This is a genomic window from Rhizobium rhododendri (assembly GCF_007000325.2).
GTDB lineage: Bacteria > Pseudomonadota > Alphaproteobacteria > Rhizobiales > Rhizobiaceae > Rhizobium > Rhizobium rhododendri.
In genome coordinates, this window is the sequence record NZ_CP117267.1 from 2875728 (window position 1) to 2891185 (window position 15458).

The window sequence follows — 15458 nt, forward strand, 5'->3', positions numbered from 1 at the left end:
GCTTAAAACTATGACTGATCTGCCATCAAACGGCCCGGACACAGCCCTAGTCTGGCGGAACTGACGTTTGGCAACCATGGAACAGATGACACGAAACACGCTCGATCCGGCGACGATGCGGCAGGTAGCAGGTGGTGAAAATCCCCCGCGCCGCAGCGTTTTCCGTCGGATTATGCGTTGGACGGGCTTTGCCACCATTCTTGCCGGCGCCATCCTTTTCGGTGGCTTCCTGCGCTTTGCTGATTCGGTCACCACCCTACGGCCGCCACTTGATCCAAAGGCCGACGCCATCGTCGTGCTTACCGGTGGCTACCAGCGCATCGACCAGGCGATCGAGCTTCTGCGCAGCGGCGCCGGCAACCGGCTCCTGATATCGGGCGCCTATCCCGCCACGACCCGCAAGCAGATCGCCAAGGCGACACAGACGCCGCCGGATCTTTTCGCCTGCTGTGTCGATATCGGCTACGACGCCATCGACACGATCGGCAATGCCAGCGAAACGGTGAAGTGGATCCATGCCAAGGGCTACAAGAGCGTGCTGGTGGTCACCAACAACTACCACATGCCGCGCAGCATAGCGGAACTGCGCTATGCCGACCCGGAAATGGATTTCATTCCCTATCCCGTCGTCAACTCGGACCTGAAGACCAAGGCCTGGTTTACCGACCCGAATGCGCTTCGCACCATGCTCTCCGAATATGCCAAGGTACTGTTGACCGGTGGCCGCAACCTGTTCGGTTTTGCCCGCCCTGCAGGCCTTCGCTCGCAGGAGCAGGACGACGCGCAGCACAAGGGCTAGCATCGGCGCCTGCCGTCTTTTTATTGAGATCGATATCGTGTAGGCACGGGATCAGGCGCCGTCACCAGGCGTGTCGGGACAGCTTCATGATCACCGTTCGTTCGATCCTCTTCAATGCCGCCTTCTATCTGAACCTGATCATCCGGATGATCGTGCTTTCGCCCATCTATTTCATGATGCCGCGCAAGGCCGGCTACGCCATTCCCAAGGCCTGGGCCACATCCAGCGTCTGGCTGATGGAGAAGATCGTCGGCACCACCTTCGAGATCGAGGGTCTCGAGAACATTCCGAAGGGCGGCTACATGTTTGCGCCGAAACACCAGTCTTTCTGGGATACGTTTGCGCTGCTCCCCTACCTCGACGATCCCGTCTATATCCTGAAGCGCGAGCTTTTATGGATCCCGCTGTTCGGCTGGTATGCCAAGAAGCAGCAGATGATCCCGGTCAATCGCGGCGCCCGTGGCAAGGTGATGGTCGAGGTCCTCAGGCGCACGCGCGAGGTTCTGGCGGCAGGCCGACAGCTGATCATCTACCCCGAGGGCACGCGCCGCCCGCCCGGTGCCGAGCCCGTCTACAAATACGGCATTGCGCGCATGTACCGCGATCTCGATGTGCCGGTGGTGGCGGTCGCCATGCACCCCGGACTGTTCTGGCCACGCCGCGATTTTCGTCGCTATCCCGGCCATTTCAAGGTCCGCATCCTGCCCCCGATCCAGCCGGGTATGGACCCCGATGCCTTTTTCGCTCACCTGATCAAGGTGACCGAGGCTGCCAGCGACGAACTGCTGCAGGAAACCGTGGCCCGCAATCCGGACCTGCCGCTACCGCCGACGGCCATCGAAAGACTGGCAATCCTGCGCAGTTCCCCGTCGGCAGAGGCCAGCGGCTGAGCTCAGGCAGCGCCTCGCAACCGCAACACTTCTTCATTGACGCTCTCGAGCCAGGCATCGCGGATGCCAGCCTCGCGGAGATGGGTGAGCGTATTGAACACATAGGCATCGTTTGGCCCGGACTGGCCGACGGAGACATCGACGATGCGGGCAGCTGTCAGCGGATCGAGCGCGCCGGCATATTGCCTGTGATGGCGGTCGACCACATAAGCCACAGCGGTCACCCGGCGGCCGTCTGCAAGCCGGATCGGAGCGAGGCGCTCGAGGTAGACCCTGGTCACCAGTTCCCGCTCCCTGAGGTAGGAAAGCACTGCATCCCTGTCCGCGTCCGCCACCCGGAACGCCACGCCACGGCAGGCCCCGCCACGGTCGAGGCCGAGCACCAACCCGGGGCTGGCCTCGCTGCCACGATGCACCCAGGAATAAACGCAGAGCGAACGGCGATAACCGAAAATGACGGCATCCGCTTGTTCCAAAAAGGCGAAACCCGGATTCCACATGAGCGATCCGTAGCCAAACACCCAAAATTCGTCCATATCCAAAGCCATACTCACATCAGCATTGCTGTGCACCATTGGAGAACATCATGTCAGCGTCAAGCCAGAGCGAGCGATCCGGCAGAGGCTTCCGGGGGATGTTCATCCTTTTGGGGATCATCGTCCTGCTGGCCGCAGTCTACACCGCCGGCTGGTTCTATGCCGCCTCGGCGCTGAAGACCAATGTCCTGCGGGCGCTGGGCAAACAGGATGCGGCAGGCTTTACCGGCCAGTGTACGGACCTCGACCAGCAGGGCTTTCCCTTCCGCATCGGCCTGACCTGCTCCAAGGTCCAGGTCGACGACCACACACGGGGTGTGTCCGCCACCTTCGACGACCTCAGCGCCTCGGCTCACGTCTACGCGCCCGGCAACATCGAGTGGCAGCTGAATTCCCCGGCAGAGATCCGAACCTCGCAGGGACTGACCATCTCCTCCGAATGGGCAGCGCTACAATCCACCATGGTCACCCGGGGCAACGGCATCGAGCAGGGCGCCACCACGATCAACGGCCTCAAGACCGCCGTCGTCTCCTCGGCAACCGGCCAGACGGTGAATTTTACGGCCGACAAGACGGAGATCCATGTCCGCCAGAACGGTGAAGACCTCGAAGCCGTCTTCGAGGTGAAGAACTCCAACGCCATCATCAAGGATTTCCCGCAGCTTCCGGCGCTCGCGGCCGAGATCGATGTGACGCTGACCGGCAAGGCGGGGCTGCTCGACGGCAGCGAAAAGGACGGGCGCGGCCTGTTTGGCGCATCGGGTATCCTGCGCAAGGTAACGACCGACATCGGCGACGGCCGTATCATGACCCTGTCAGGGCCGTTCTCCTTCGACGACGACGGCTTTCTGTCCGGCCAGTTCAAGCTGGAGATCCAGCAGATCAGCCATTGGCGCGACAGCATCAAGCAGGCGATCCCTGCCGCCAAGCAGACGGTGGACATGGCCGGCAAGCTGCTGAAGGCGCTCGCCGCCGGCGAGGACAAGGTGTCCGTCGATCTCACCGTCGATCACGGCGCGGTCACGCTCAGCGGCTTCATCCCGGTCGGCAAGATCCCGCCGATCTGAGGCGGTACGCCTTGAGACCGAGCGTCACGGCGCTTTCGGATCGAGCGCGTGTCGGCCGAAATCGGGGGCGTCGACATCCTGGCCGGCCTCGATGATGGAGCGGCGGACGGCGCGGGTGCGGGTGAAGAGTTCCATGATCTTGTCGCCCTCGCCCCAGCGGATCGCCCGCTGCAGATAGGCGAGATCTTCGGAAAACCGCGCCAGCATCTCGAGGATCGCATCCTTGTTGTGCAGGCAGACATCGCGCCACATGGTGGGATCGGAAGCTGCCAGGCGGGTAAAGTCGCGAAAGCCGGAGGCGGAATATTTGATCACTTCCGACTGCGTCACCGTCTCGAGATCGGCTGCCGTCCCGACGATGTTGTAGGCAATCAGGTGCGGCAGGTGGCTGACGATGGCCAGCACCTTGTCATGGTGTTCAGCGTCCATTTCGTCGACACGGGAACCAAGTGTCTCCCAGAAATGCCGCAGCACCTTCAGCGCCGTCTCGTCCGTGCCTTCGACAGGCGTGAAAATGCACCAGCGTCCCCGGAAAAGACCAGCAAAACCCGCGTCGGGCCCCGATTTTTCCGTGCCTGCGAGGGGGTGGCCCGGAATGAAATGCACGCCCTCCGGAATATGCGGTTGCATCTGCGCGATGACCGAGGCCTTGGTCGAACCGACATCGGTGACGATGGCACCCTGCTTCAGATACGGGGCAATCTCGATGGCGACACTCTCCGAGGAGCCCACAGGCACCGAGACGATGACGAGATCGGCACCCTTGACGGCCTCGCCCGACGACAGCGTGTAGCGGTCGCCCAGTCGCAGTTCCTCGGCCCGCTTCAGCGTCTCTGCGCCGCGCGTCGCGATGACGACCTCACGGGCAAGACCGAGCCCACGGATGTCATGGGCGAGAGACGAGCCGATCAGTCCGATGCCGATCAGCGCGATCCGGTCGAACTGGACATCGCTCATGCCTTGCGTCCCATGAATTCGCCGAGTGTCTCGATGACACCGCGATTGGCCTCTTCCGTGCCGATGCTCATCCGCAACGAATTGGTGAAGCCGTAGCCGCGCACGGCACGCAGGATATAGCCCCGGCTGGCCAGCAACTCGTCGGCATCGGCGGCCCGCTTGCCGTCCACATCCGGGAAGTGGATGAGAACGAAATTGGCAACCGATGGCGTGACCTTAAGCCCGATGGCTTCAAACGCCGCAGTCAGCTTGTCCAGCCACAGCAGATTGTAGGTGACCGCCGTCTCGACGAACGCCTGGTCGCGCATGGCAGCGGCTCCGGCGGCGATTGCAGGGGCATTCATGTTGAACGGTCCGCGAATACGGTTCAGCGCATCGACGATCTCCGCCGGGCCGAACATCCAGCCGACGCGAAGCGCCGCCAGGCCGTAGGCCTTGGAGAAGGTGCGGGTCATGACGACATTGGAATTTGCCGAGACCAGTTCGATGCCGGCCTCGTAGTCGTTGCGGCGGACATATTCGGCGTAGGCGGCGTCGAGCACGAGGATCACGTTCTTCGGCAAAGCCGCGTGCAGGCGCCTGATGTCGTTGACGGGCACGTAGGTGCCTGTCGGATTGCCGGGATTGGCGATAAACACCATCCGCGTCCGGTCGGTGACGGCGGCAAGGATCGCGTCGACGTCGACAGTGCAGTCCTTTTCCTTGACCGTAACAGGCGTCGCCCCGGCGCCCATGATCTGGATCTTGTAGACGAGGAACCCGTGTTCGGTGATGACGGCCTCGTCGCCCGGTGCCAGGTAGACGTGGCAGAGCAGGCCGAGCAGTTCGTCGGAACCGTTGCCGCAGAGGATATTCGCCGGATTGAGCCCGTTGACGTCGGCGATGGCCTGCCGCAGCGCCAATGCCTGGCCGTCCGGATAACGTTCCAGCTCGTCGGCGGCAGCCTTGAAGGCGGCGATGGCCTTGGGGCTGGCACCGAGCGGCGTCTCGTTGGAGGACAGCTTGAACACGCGGGAAAGACCCGGCGCACCTTCCTTGCCCGGCACATAGGCAGCGATGTCGAGAATACCGGGACGCGGGACGGGCTTGCTGATTTCGCTGCTCATGGGATCGACCTTGGACAAGGGCCGGCATATCCGGCTTCAAACATCCCGTGGCATTAATCCGGAATGACGATTTTGTCGAGCAGGAAGCCGGCAACACTCAGCGCTTCGGCTGGGTTTCCTCACGCGTGGTGGGCACGCCGCGCGGCGCCAGCACGGGCACGAACACACGTCGCGAAGCGCGCACCGCAACCGGCAGGCCCTGGTAAAGCCGTTTCTGCGCCTCGACGATGATGACGCCGGAGAAGGCCGGCCACAGCGTCCTGCCGATACGCTCGAAGGCCCGGCGCAGCCTGAGCACCGCACGCAGCTTGGAAGGCGGGAAGAACAGCGCTTCGGCGGTCGCTCCCGGCGTGAAGTTCGTCTCGCGCAACAGCGCCGTCAGCTGGCCGCGCGAATAGGGCCGGCCCGAGCCGAATGGCGTATGTTCCATCCGCGCCCAGACGCCACGCCGGTTCGGCACCACGATCACCAGCCGCCCGCCGGGCGCCAGCACCCGCCAAAGCTCTTTCAGCGTCTCGCGCGGGCTTTCGGCAAATTCCAGCGAATGCACCAGAAGGACGCGGTCGATCGACGAATCGGGCAAAGGCAGTTCTTCGTCGAAGATCAGCGCCGTCGACGACGCCGATCCCATCGGCCAGTTCACCGCCCCCTGCCCCGCCGGCATGAACGCGAAGGTCCGCTCGGTATCGGCGCGAAAGCGGTCGAGATAGGGCACGGAATATCCGAGACCGACGAGCCGCTCCTCCGGCAATCGCGCCCAGAGCGACGACAGCGCCATGGCAATCGATTGCTCCGCCAGCCGGCCGAGTTCGGAATGATAGAATTGGCGAAGGTCGACGATATCGGCATGCATACGGTAAATCTTATCAGCCGGCGGTTGGACTTCAAGGCCGCAGCCTCTACATTCGTGTCGACCGACGAAAGTTAGGACATTTGAGCCATGCAGCCTTTGGAACTCGACGTATTTACCTGCCGCACCGACAATTACGGCGTTCTCGTCCACGATCCGGAGACAGGCCTCACCGCCTCCATCGATGCGCCGGACGCAGCAGCCGTTGCCGCAGCAGCGGGGCGCCGTGGCTGGAAGATCAGCCACATCTTCACCACCCACCATCACACCGACCATGTCGAAGGCAACCTGGCGCTGAAGGAGCAGTTCGGCTGTCTCATCTTCGGCCCGCTCAACGAGGCGGTCGCCATTCCCGGCCTCGACCGCGCCTATGGTGACGGCGACAGCTTCAAGTTCGGCAGCCACACTGTCAACGTCATCGAGACGCCGGGCCACACAGCCGGACATATCTGCTACCACTTCGAGGACGACAAGCTGCTGTTTGCCGCAGATACGCTGTTCGCGCTCGGCTGCGGTCGTCTTTTCGAACGCCCGGCCTCGGACATGTGGGCTTCGCTGCAGAAACTTGCCGTGCTGCCCGACGAGACCGCCGTCTATTTCGGCCATGAATACACGCTGGCCAATGCCCGTTTCGCGCTCACCATCGATCCCGACAACGAGCGCCTGAAAGCCCGGGCGGCCGATATCGAGGCGATGCGCGCCGAGGGCAAGTTCACCATCCCGACGACGCTGGCGCTGGAGAAGGAAACCAATCCGTTCCTGCGCCCCGCCGATCCGGCCATCCGCCGCAACCTTTTGATGGAAAGCCGCACCAACGAGGAAGTCTTCACCGAAATCCGCAAGCGGAAAGATAATTTCTGATGCGGCCGGAGGACATCATCCGCGAACTCGGCATGCAGCCCCACCCGGAAGGTGGCTGGTACGTCCAGACCTTCCGCGACAGCACAGGCGAGGCGCGCGGTCATTCGACGGCGATCTATTACATGCTGCAGTCCGGAGAGCGCTCTCACTGGCACCGTGTGCGGGATGCCGCCGAAGTCTGGCATTACTATGCCGGCGCTCCCTTGGCGCTCGACATCTCGGAGAATGGCCAGGGCAAGACGACGATCGTCCTCGGGACAGATTTCGCGAGCGGCGAACGGCCACAGGCGATCGTACCCGCCGACTGGTGGCAGGCGGCGGAAACAACCGGCGACTACACGCTGGTCGGCTGCACCGTCGCCCCGGGCTTTGAATTTTCGAGCTTCGAAATGGCGCCTCCGGGCTGGAAGCCTTCGGACGCCTGATTCCTATTCGGCAATGGCGACATCCGGCGCTGGCGGACGGCGCAGGATCATTTTATGGGCGGCAAGCACGGCGCCGCCGGTCACCAGCAGGCAGGCACCGACAATTCCCCACCTCGGCTCGGCAAAGCCGAACAACGTCAGGATCAGTGTCGACAGCAACGGCGCCGCATAGCTGGCGGCACCGAGGATCTGGATATCGCCGCTCTTGACACCATAATCCCAGGCGTAGAAGGCAGCCCCGACCGGCAACAGCCCGAGACCGGCTATCGCCGCCCATTGAAAGCCTGTTTCCGGCCAGACAGTGCTTTCCAGCCCCACATGGCACAGCAGCGACAGGATCGACGTCGCAAGGCAGAAGCCGGTGACGACATCGGTCGAGACGGCATCGAAACGCCGCGTCAGCAACGAATAGCCTGACCACGTGAAAGCGCAGAGAACGGCCGCGCCATAGCCGAGCCCATAGGCCGCATCGAAATGAAACCCGTTGCGCCCGACGATCAGCACCGTCCCGGCGAGCCCGGCAAAGGCGCCTGCGATGTGATACCAGCGCAGCCGTTCCCCCGGCAGCAGCGCCGAGCCGACGACGATGAGCAACGGCCAGAGATAGGCGATGAGACCGGCCTCGACCGCCGGCGCATTTCTAAGTGCCGTGAAATAGAGAAAATGATAGCCGAACAGCCCGGCAATGCCTGTGATCCACACTTTCGCCGGCTGACGCAGCAGCTTTATCCGCTCCGGCCTGAGGATCAGAACCACAATGCCCGGGATGCTGCCGATGGCAAAGCAGATGGCCGAAAGCTGGAAGGCCGGCATTGTCCCGGAGGCGGCAGTGAACAGCGCCAGGAAGGACCACATCAGGATTGCCGAAAAACCGATCAGCGTTGCCCGCAATGTCATTCTGCCCCCTTTGCGACACCGCGCCGGTGTCTGCCGGAGGAGGTGCCGTTAACTGCCGTACTTGACCGCCGTGATTGTCACCGTGCCGTACTTGGTCGGGATGCGGACGTAGACGGGAGCATATACCTTCATGGCGTCCGCCTTGGCAAACCAGATCTCCATGTCGTTGCTCTTGCTCAGGTAGTCGAAATCGGTACGGCTCTTCTTGTAGCCGCCGAGAGCTGTGAAATGCACGCCGCAAACGATCGCGTCGCCCTTGAAACCCTCGGTCGAAAACGGCTTGGAGCCCTTCGGAGACAGCTTCAGGTTCATGCGCGTCTCGCCGTCGTAGATCGGCAGTGTCTGCGCACAGACGTTGGTGTTTGCCGGAAAAATCAGCCCCGACACCGGATCGAGAACGGAGCGCAGGTCTCCCTCGGCAACCGGGATCCAGTTCTGCGGCCGGTGCGGCTCCGGCGTCGTGGTCGACGATGTGACGTTGCCATCGCGGTAAAGGACGTCATAGGTGTGCTGCTTGCGGCCGCTCTTGTAATTGAGCGTGTAGCGCGATGTCTCGAGCTTCCGCGGCCCCACGACACCGGCAACATCGGCTTGCGCCGAGATCGTCGTCACAAGATCGGCGAGGCCCGAGGAACTGACCGTGCCCTTGATGGTGAAATGCTTGTCGATGACTTCGGTCTTGAAATCGGCGTGCGCGATCGGCAGCCCGGCCAGCGCCACGCGGTATTCGGTTTCATGCCGCATGTCCTCGGCATGACCCATGGCCGGGAGTGATCCGGCGATAACGGAGACGAGAAGCCATTTTCCGAGATATGACATCGTGATTGCCTTCATATGAGTGGTAGTACCCTATATAGACACTTGTGACGATGTCTGCGATGCCAACAAGCACGAGCTTTTTGGCGGAATTGCGGGAAATGCCAAGGTTTGGCTTGACTGCCAAGGCTGCGCTGACTATAGAACCGCAACTTTCCAATCATGGCCTGTTGGATTGCGGAACCGGTTTTGCCGGCAAGGCTCTCCGATGGCAGACAAAAATAAAATAGGTGTACCATGTCCCGCATGTGCGAATTGACCGGCAAGGCCGTCCTGACGGGTAACAATGTCAGCCACGCAAACAACAAGACCAAGCGCAAGTTCCTTCCGAACCTGTGCCAGGTAACGCTGATCTCCGATTCGCTCGGCCAGCGTTATCGCCTACGCGTTTCGGCTGCGGCGCTCCGCACTGTCGAACACCGTGGCGGCCTCGATGCCTTCCTTCTGAAGTCCGACGAAACCACGCTGAGCCAGCGCGCTCGCCTGCTTCGTCGCCAGATCGTCAAGAAGACTGCAGAACTTGCAGCGACCGCTGCCTAAGCTTTCTTGATCTGACTTTATACGTGCTTTCAAAGGCTTGACGGATAATATCCGCTCAAGCCTTTGCTTTGACCGGTCCTTCCCTCCAACTGGTGGCATCACCCAGGATAAAAAAATGCCCAACCCGCGCTTTCTGCTGATCTACGTTGCCCTGATGACGCTGGTCGTCGTCGCGTCCAATTTTCTCGTCCAGTTCCCGCTGAACGGCGAGATTGCCGGCATCAAGCTCGGCGACATCCTGACCTGGGGTGCCTTCACCTACCCGGTCGCCTTTCTCGTCACGGACCTCACCAACCGCCAGTTCGGCCCGACCATCGCGCGCCGCGTCGTGCTTGCCGGCTTCGTCGTCGGTATCGCCATGTCGTTCTTCTCGTCGGTGCCGCGCATCGCCATTGCCTCGGGCGCTGCCTATCTGGCAGGCCAGCTGCTCGACATCGTGCTGTTCAACCGCTTGCGCCGCCAGGCGTGGTGGCGCGCGCCGCTGGTTGGCTCCCTGCTGGGCTCTCTGCTCGATACCGTGCTGTTCTTCTCTCTGTCCTTCGCCGCCTTTTTCGTGTTCCTCGGCGACAACACGCCATTCGCGCTCGAACAGGCGCCGATCCTCGGCATCTTCACGATCGAAGCGCCGCGCTGGATCTCCTGGGCCATCGGTGACTTCTCCGTCAAGCTGATCGTCGGCCTGGTAATGCTGCTGCCCTACGGCGCCCTCATGAACGTTCTGAAGCCGGCGCAGCCGGTTCGGGGCTGAGGGACTGTCCCTGAGAAACCGGTAGCGGTTCCTCACCGCAGAAGCCGGAATTCCAGCATCAGGTTGCGCTGCAGGATCGAGTGATTGTCGTCGGAGACCATGATCAGGTGGATCGTGCCGTCTTCGGCGCGGAAGGCGTCTATGCCTTCCATGTTGTCGATCTGTTCGTCGGCATTGGCCTCGAAGATCACCTTTCCATCGACTACGGCACCCGGCTTGATATCGCCGCCGACAATGCGGCGCAGGCGCATGCCGATGCCGTGGGCGAAGTCGAAACGCCGTTCCAGAAGCAGCAGGTCGCCGTCCGGGAGGAACACCCCGTCGCTGACATCGTAGTCATCGTAATGGCGGACGGTGAAGCGGCCTTTCAGGGGGCCGTCGAGAATGGCGGCGAGCATGTTGCCGTCCTTGTCGAGGCTGCGTTCCGTCACCAGTACGGCATTGCCGGCAAGCGGGCTGCCCGGCGGGCCAATCATCAGCGCTTCGAGGCTCTGGTTGCCGCGCAACGCATTGCGGTTCATGAGGATAGGGATCGAGCCCGACGGCTTGGACGTCTCGAAGCCGGGATCGGGATAGACGTCGACCCGGTGGTTCTGCTCGTAGCTGACAAGCACGGTGTTGCCGCGCAGCGCAACGCCCTCGGCATCCATTGCGCCCTTGCCTTCGTGCATCTGGCCAAACCGGTCGATCATCGGCGTGATGACCGCCTCGGAGATGCCCTGCAGCTTGCCATCGGCATCACGGTCGATGGCGCCTGTCCACCAGTGCCCGGTATCGAGCACGGAGACGAAGTGCCGGTGGTCTGGCCGCAGCCGGATGGCCGAGGCGGCACCGAACAGATCGTTGCTCGAGGTCATCTGAAGGCCGCCCAGAAACTCGAGATCGCCGAATTTAGTCACCGTCGAGCCAAAACGAAAAGCGGATATCTTGCTGGCACGGATCTCGGCAGGTCCGCCGGCGGAGGGATCGCCGGCAGACACACAGCCGGCCAGCAGCGCGGCCAGCAGGCAGACGCGGGAAAGTCGCTTCATCAGGCCCTCGGATATCAGGAAACAGCCGTCGGCGAAAACCGGCGGCGCGTTGTCAGCCAGCCCGGCGCCGCCGGCTACCGCGCAGCTGCGTCTGGTCTTCGAACAGCGATGCCAGCTGCTCCGTCATGGCGCCGGCCAGTTCGTCGGCATCGACGATCGTGACGGCGCGACGATAATAGCGTGTCACGTCGTGGCCGATGCCGATGGCGAGAAGTTCGACAGGCGAACGGGTCTCGATCTGCTCGATGACGGCGCGCAGGTGGCGCTCCAGATAATTGCCCGGATTGACCGACAGCGTCGAATCGTCGACGGGCGCACCATCCGAGATCATCATCAGGATCTTGCGCTGCTCGCGCCGCGCCAGCAGCCGGTTATGCGCCCAGATCAACGCCTCGCCGTCGATATTTTCCTTCAGCAACCCTTCGCGCATCATCAGGCCGAGATTGTTGCGCGCCCGGCGTAGCGGCTCGTCAGCCGACTTGTAGATAATGTGGCGCAGGTCGTTGAGGCGGCCCGGCGTCTGCGGCTTGCCGCCGGCAAGCCATGTCTCGCGGGACTGCCCGCCCTTCCAGGCCTTGGTCGTGAAGCCGAGGATCTCGACCTTGACGCCGCAGCGCTCCAGCGTACGCGCCAGGATATCGGCGCAAGTGGCGGCAACCGTGATCGGCCGTCCGCGCATCGAGCCGGAATTGTCGATCAGCAGCGTCACCACCGTATCGCGGAACTGCGTGTCGCGTTCCATCTTGAACGACAGCGGCTGCATCGGGTCGATGATCATCCGCGTCAGGCGGGCGGGGTCGAGATAGCCCTCTTCCAGGTCGAAATCCCACGACCGGTTCTGCTGCGCCATCAGGCGGCGCTGCATCCGATTGGCGAGGCGTCCGACGGCACCCTGAAGATGGGCCAGCTGCTTGTCGAGAAACGCCCGCAACCGCTCCAGTTCGGAGGCATCGCAAAGCTCCGACGCGCTGATGGTCTCGTCGAAATCCTCGGTGAAGACGTGATAGTCGACCTTTTCGTTGAAATCGGAGAAAGGAGTGTTCGGGCGGCGCGTCTCGCCGGGCGTTTCGGAATCGTCCTCGCCCTCGTCGGTCATGTCGTCGTCGGAAATCTCCGCGCCGTCCATCTCGCCGTCGTCCATCTGCTCGTCGGCCTGCTCGCTGTCTTCAGCGGGCGCGGCGTCAGCGCCGGCATCTTCGTCGACCTCGTCCTGGTCCTGCTCGTCGCTGCGTGGCTGGTCTTCCTCGGAGGTGCTGTCCTCGTCGTTCTGCTCGGTCTCGTCGTCGCCGTAGTCCTCGGCCATTTCCATGGCTGAGAGGACGTGGCGCATGGCGCGGGCAAAGGCCTGCTGGTCGTTGATCGCAGCCGGCAGCGCATCCAGAGCGCCGGCGGTCTTTTCCTCGATGAACGGACGCCAGAGATCGAGCACCTTTCCAGCGCTTTCCGGCGGCTTCTGGCCGGTCAGCTTCTCGCGGATGATCATCGCCATGGCTTCGCCGAGCGGCGCATCTTCCTGACGCTCGACACCGGCAAAGTTCGCCTTGGCATATTTCTCGGTATTCATGGAGTAGATGTTGGCGGCGACGCCATCCATCCGCAACGTCCCGATCGATTCAACGCGCGCCTGCTCGACGGCATCGAAGATGGTGCGGGCGTCGGTGCCCTGCGGCGCCATCGTCGCATGAACGCGCGCATCGTGGCAGGCAAGACGCAGCGCCATGGAATCGCCGAGCCCGCGGGTAACGGCAAGCTCATGCAGCGTTGGCCGCTTCGACATTTCTGGCAGGCGGATGCGCTCGCCGCTCATGCCCGGACGTTCGTTGGCAAACGTCACCTCGACTTCGCCGTCGCCGGCAATCGAGCGCACGCAGCCGGTGATCGCCCGGCGCAACGGCTCCATATCGACCTGCGTGCCGGGCTTGCCCTTCAGATTGTCTCCACGACCTGCCATATGACTTCAGTCTTTCCGAGCTATCATGTCGAGCATGAAATGCTCTAGGCCTCGAGAACGATGTTGGCGGCGCTTTCCTTCAGCTCGACGCCGAAGGCGCGCTGATAGTGCTCGGCCACCAGCGGACGCTCAAGCTCGTCGCACTTGTTGAGGAACGTGACGCGGAAGGCGAAGGCGACATCACCGAAAATCTCGGCGTTCTCAGCCCAGGTGATGACGGTACGCGGGCTCATCACGGTCGACAGGTCGCCGTTCATGAAGGCAGCGCGCGTCAGGTCGGCAACCCGTACCATCTTCGAAACGGTCTCGCGGCCGGCCGTCGTGCGGAAGGATTTGACCTTGGCGGCGACGATGTTCACTTCCTGCTCGTGCGGCAGGTAGTTCAGCGTCGAGACGATCGACCAGCGGTCCATCTGCGCCTGGTTGATCTGCTGCGTGCCGTGATAAAGGCCCGTCGTGTCGCCGAGGCCGATGGTGTTGGCGGTGGCAAACAGGCGGAAGGCGGGATGCGGGCGGATGACGCGGCTCTGGTCGAGAAGCGTCAGGCGACCCGACGATTCCAGCACGCGCTGAATGACGAACATCACGTCCGGGCGCCCAGCATCGTATTCGTCGAACACGAGCGCGACATTATGCTGGTAGGCCCAGGGCAGGATGCCGTCCTTGAACTCGGTGATCTGCATGCCGTCCTTAACGACAATGGCATCCTTGCCGACAAGGTCGATACGGCTGACATGGCTGTCGAGGTTGATACGCACGCAGGGCCAGTTGAGGCGCGCGGCGACCTGCTCGATATGCGACGATTTGCCCGTGCCGTGGTAGCCCGAAATCATCACGCGCCGGTTATGCGCGAAGCCGGCGACGATGGCGAGCGTCGTGTCGCGGTCGAAGAGGTAGTCCGAATCGAAGTCCGGAACATAGGCGTCGCCCTTGCTGTAGGCCGGCACGCGCATGTCGGAATCAATACCGAAGGCTTCGCGCAGCGAAACCGTGGTGTCGGGCAGCTGCGAGATATCAACGTCAATCTTACTCATCATGTCTCCAAGGCGGGTGATCGCACCCGGCCGCATTGCATGTTCTTTGTCGCGACTGCTTCGCCACCGAAGATGGCCGCTCATCTCGAATGGTCAAGACGACGGCGATTCTTCTCCGGGACTAAAGCGAAATCTCTGTGCGACCGGGCTGCGCCGGAGAGCATGACAAGCAAAGTCCCGGACAAGAAACGCCGCGCCCGGAGTGTCGACCGGAGATCGCAGCGACAAACGCGCGGGATCACGCCTTGGCCGCCCGGCTGTCCCGGTCGATCTGGACCATACCTCATCCCATTTCGAACTCAAGGAGACGGATTAACAAAAACCGTTCTGCTTCAACAATTGATAGGCCTGGACGACGGCCCGGAAGCGGTCTTCGGAGCCCCGGTCACCGCCATTGGCATCCGGATGGTGTTTCTTGACGAGTTGCTTGTAGCGGCTCTTGATCTCGGTCGCCGTGGCGCCGAAGGTCAAATCCATCGTGTCGAAGGCCTTGGCCTCCAGTGTTTTCAACTTGCGCGCTGGCGCTTCGAAACGGGGTCCCCGACCGAGCCCTTCCGCCACGAAGCCGAACGGATCGCGCATCCTCGGGTGGGCGCCGGAGCGGACCTCGGAATGCAGCGGGCTGTTGCGCGCTGCCTTGTTGACGCCGACGCTCCAGGTCGGGCGGTGACCGGTGATCGCCTCCTTCTGGTAGCGGGCGATCTCGCTGTCCGACAGGCCTGAGAAGTAATTATAGCCCTTGTTGTACTCGCGGACGTGCTCGAAGCAGAACAGGAAGAATTTGCCTTCGGCATTGCGGCCGACCGGCGCGCGATGCACACCCTTCTTCTCGCAGCCGTCCCATGTGCAGATGGGGTCGGCAGGCGTCTCGTCCGGTACCTTTCTACGGCGTGTCCGGATGCCATCGAAGAATTTTGAGTCTAGTCCCATGGGGCTAATTATGGGACGTC

At 62.4% G+C, this 15458-nt stretch carries 17 protein-coding genes; 7 read left to right on the plus strand and 10 right to left on the minus strand.

All coding sequences use genetic code 11. The features are described 5' to 3' along the window. Window positions 1–115: 115 nt before the first annotated feature. Both PR018_RS13980 and PR018_RS13985 read left to right on the plus strand, forming a co-directional pair. Complete coding sequence (locus PR018_RS13980; RefSeq protein ID WP_224127921.1) at window positions 116–799, plus strand: YdcF family protein; 684 nt, start codon at window positions 116–118, stop codon at window positions 797–799. Window positions 800–885: 86 nt separating this feature from the next. After that, entirely contained in the window at window positions 886–1689 is an 804-nt protein-coding gene (locus PR018_RS13985; protein WP_142824781.1) for a lysophospholipid acyltransferase family protein, read from the plus strand. Between the two features lie 2 nt (window positions 1690–1691). Here the strand turns inward: PR018_RS13985 and PR018_RS13990 are convergent, their stop codons facing one another. Continuing rightward, window positions 1692–2225 carry a gamma-glutamylcyclotransferase gene (locus PR018_RS13990; RefSeq protein WP_142824780.1) on the minus strand — a complete coding sequence of 178 codons (534 nt, stop codon included), beginning with the start codon at window positions 2223–2225 and terminating at the stop codon, window positions 1692–1694. A gap of 50 nt (window positions 2226–2275) precedes the next feature. Here PR018_RS13990 and PR018_RS13995 point away from each other — a divergent pair, with 50 nt between their 5' ends. Next, window positions 2276–3292, plus strand: a complete 1017-nt coding sequence (locus PR018_RS13995; protein ID WP_142824779.1) for a DUF2125 domain-containing protein — start codon at window positions 2276–2278, stop codon at window positions 3290–3292. Window positions 3293–3316: 24 nt separating this feature from the next. Here PR018_RS13995 and PR018_RS14000 read toward each other — a convergent pair whose 3' ends face one another. The 3 genes from PR018_RS14000 to PR018_RS14010 all read right to left on the minus strand — a co-directional run bounded on the left by PR018_RS14000 (window position 3317) and on the right by PR018_RS14010 (window position 6208). Then, window positions 3317–4249, minus strand: a complete 933-nt coding sequence (locus PR018_RS14000) for a prephenate/arogenate dehydrogenase family protein (protein ID WP_142824778.1) — start codon at window positions 4247–4249, stop codon at window positions 3317–3319. Next, the gene (hisC, locus tag PR018_RS14005; protein WP_142824777.1) at window positions 4246–5355 is read right to left on the minus strand and encodes a histidinol-phosphate transaminase; all 1110 of its coding nucleotides are present in this window, start codon (window positions 5353–5355) and stop codon (window positions 4246–4248) included. Before hisC ends, PR018_RS14000 begins: the two co-directional genes overlap by 4 nt. A 97-nt stretch (window positions 5356–5452) precedes the next feature. Then, window positions 5453–6208 (minus strand): class I SAM-dependent methyltransferase, encoded by a 756-nt coding sequence (locus tag PR018_RS14010; RefSeq protein ID WP_142824776.1) that lies wholly within the window; start codon window positions 6206–6208, stop codon window positions 5453–5455. Window positions 6209–6295: 87 nt separating this feature from the next. Between PR018_RS14010 and gloB the strand changes: the two genes are divergently transcribed. Next, window positions 6296–7066 (plus strand): hydroxyacylglutathione hydrolase, encoded by a 771-nt coding sequence (gloB, locus tag PR018_RS14015; RefSeq protein ID WP_142824775.1) that lies wholly within the window; start codon window positions 6296–6298, stop codon window positions 7064–7066. Continuing rightward, window positions 7066–7491 (plus strand): cupin domain-containing protein, encoded by a 426-nt coding sequence (locus PR018_RS14020; protein ID WP_142824774.1) that lies wholly within the window; start codon window positions 7066–7068, stop codon window positions 7489–7491. Before gloB ends, PR018_RS14020 begins: the two co-directional genes overlap by 1 nt. Window positions 7492–7494: 3 nt before the next feature. Here PR018_RS14020 and yddG read toward each other — a convergent pair whose 3' ends face one another. Continuing rightward, window positions 7495–8388 carry an aromatic amino acid exporter YddG gene (yddG, locus tag PR018_RS14025; RefSeq protein ID WP_142824773.1) on the minus strand — a complete coding sequence of 298 codons (894 nt, stop codon included), beginning with the start codon at window positions 8386–8388 and terminating at the stop codon, window positions 7495–7497. Between the two features lie 48 nt (window positions 8389–8436). After that, entirely contained in the window at window positions 8437–9207 is a 771-nt protein-coding gene (locus PR018_RS14030; protein WP_142824772.1) for a DUF3108 domain-containing protein, read from the minus strand. Window positions 9208–9441: 234 nt separating this feature from the next. Here PR018_RS14030 and rpmB point away from each other — a divergent pair, with 234 nt between their 5' ends. Together rpmB and PR018_RS14040 are read left to right on the plus strand one after the other, a co-directional pair. Continuing rightward, window positions 9442–9744 carry a 50S ribosomal protein L28 gene (gene rpmB, locus PR018_RS14035; protein ID WP_111219879.1) on the plus strand — a complete coding sequence of 101 codons (303 nt, stop codon included), beginning with the start codon at window positions 9442–9444 and terminating at the stop codon, window positions 9742–9744. Between the two features lie 115 nt (window positions 9745–9859). Then, entirely contained in the window at window positions 9860–10492 is a 633-nt protein-coding gene (locus PR018_RS14040; protein ID WP_142824771.1) for a queuosine precursor transporter, read from the plus strand. A 32-nt stretch (window positions 10493–10524) separates the two neighbouring features. On the opposite strand, the gene PR018_RS14045 is transcribed toward PR018_RS14040, so the two are convergent. From PR018_RS14045 to PR018_RS14060, 4 genes are all read right to left on the minus strand, one after another. Next, window positions 10525–11523 carry an esterase-like activity of phytase family protein gene (locus PR018_RS14045; RefSeq protein WP_142824770.1) on the minus strand — a complete coding sequence of 333 codons (999 nt, stop codon included), beginning with the start codon at window positions 11521–11523 and terminating at the stop codon, window positions 10525–10527. A 52-nt stretch (window positions 11524–11575) separates the two neighbouring features. Next, window positions 11576–13474 (minus strand): cobaltochelatase subunit CobT, encoded by a 1899-nt coding sequence (gene cobT / locus PR018_RS14050; RefSeq protein ID WP_142824769.1) that lies wholly within the window; start codon window positions 13472–13474, stop codon window positions 11576–11578. Between the two features lie 44 nt (window positions 13475–13518). Further along, window positions 13519–14508 carry a cobaltochelatase subunit CobS gene (gene cobS, locus PR018_RS14055; RefSeq protein ID WP_111220043.1) on the minus strand — a complete coding sequence of 330 codons (990 nt, stop codon included), beginning with the start codon at window positions 14506–14508 and terminating at the stop codon, window positions 13519–13521. A 312-nt stretch (window positions 14509–14820) separates the two neighbouring features. Then, window positions 14821–15438 (minus strand): J domain-containing protein, encoded by a 618-nt coding sequence (locus tag PR018_RS14060; protein ID WP_142824768.1) that lies wholly within the window; start codon window positions 15436–15438, stop codon window positions 14821–14823. Window positions 15439–15458 lie beyond the last annotated feature (20 nt).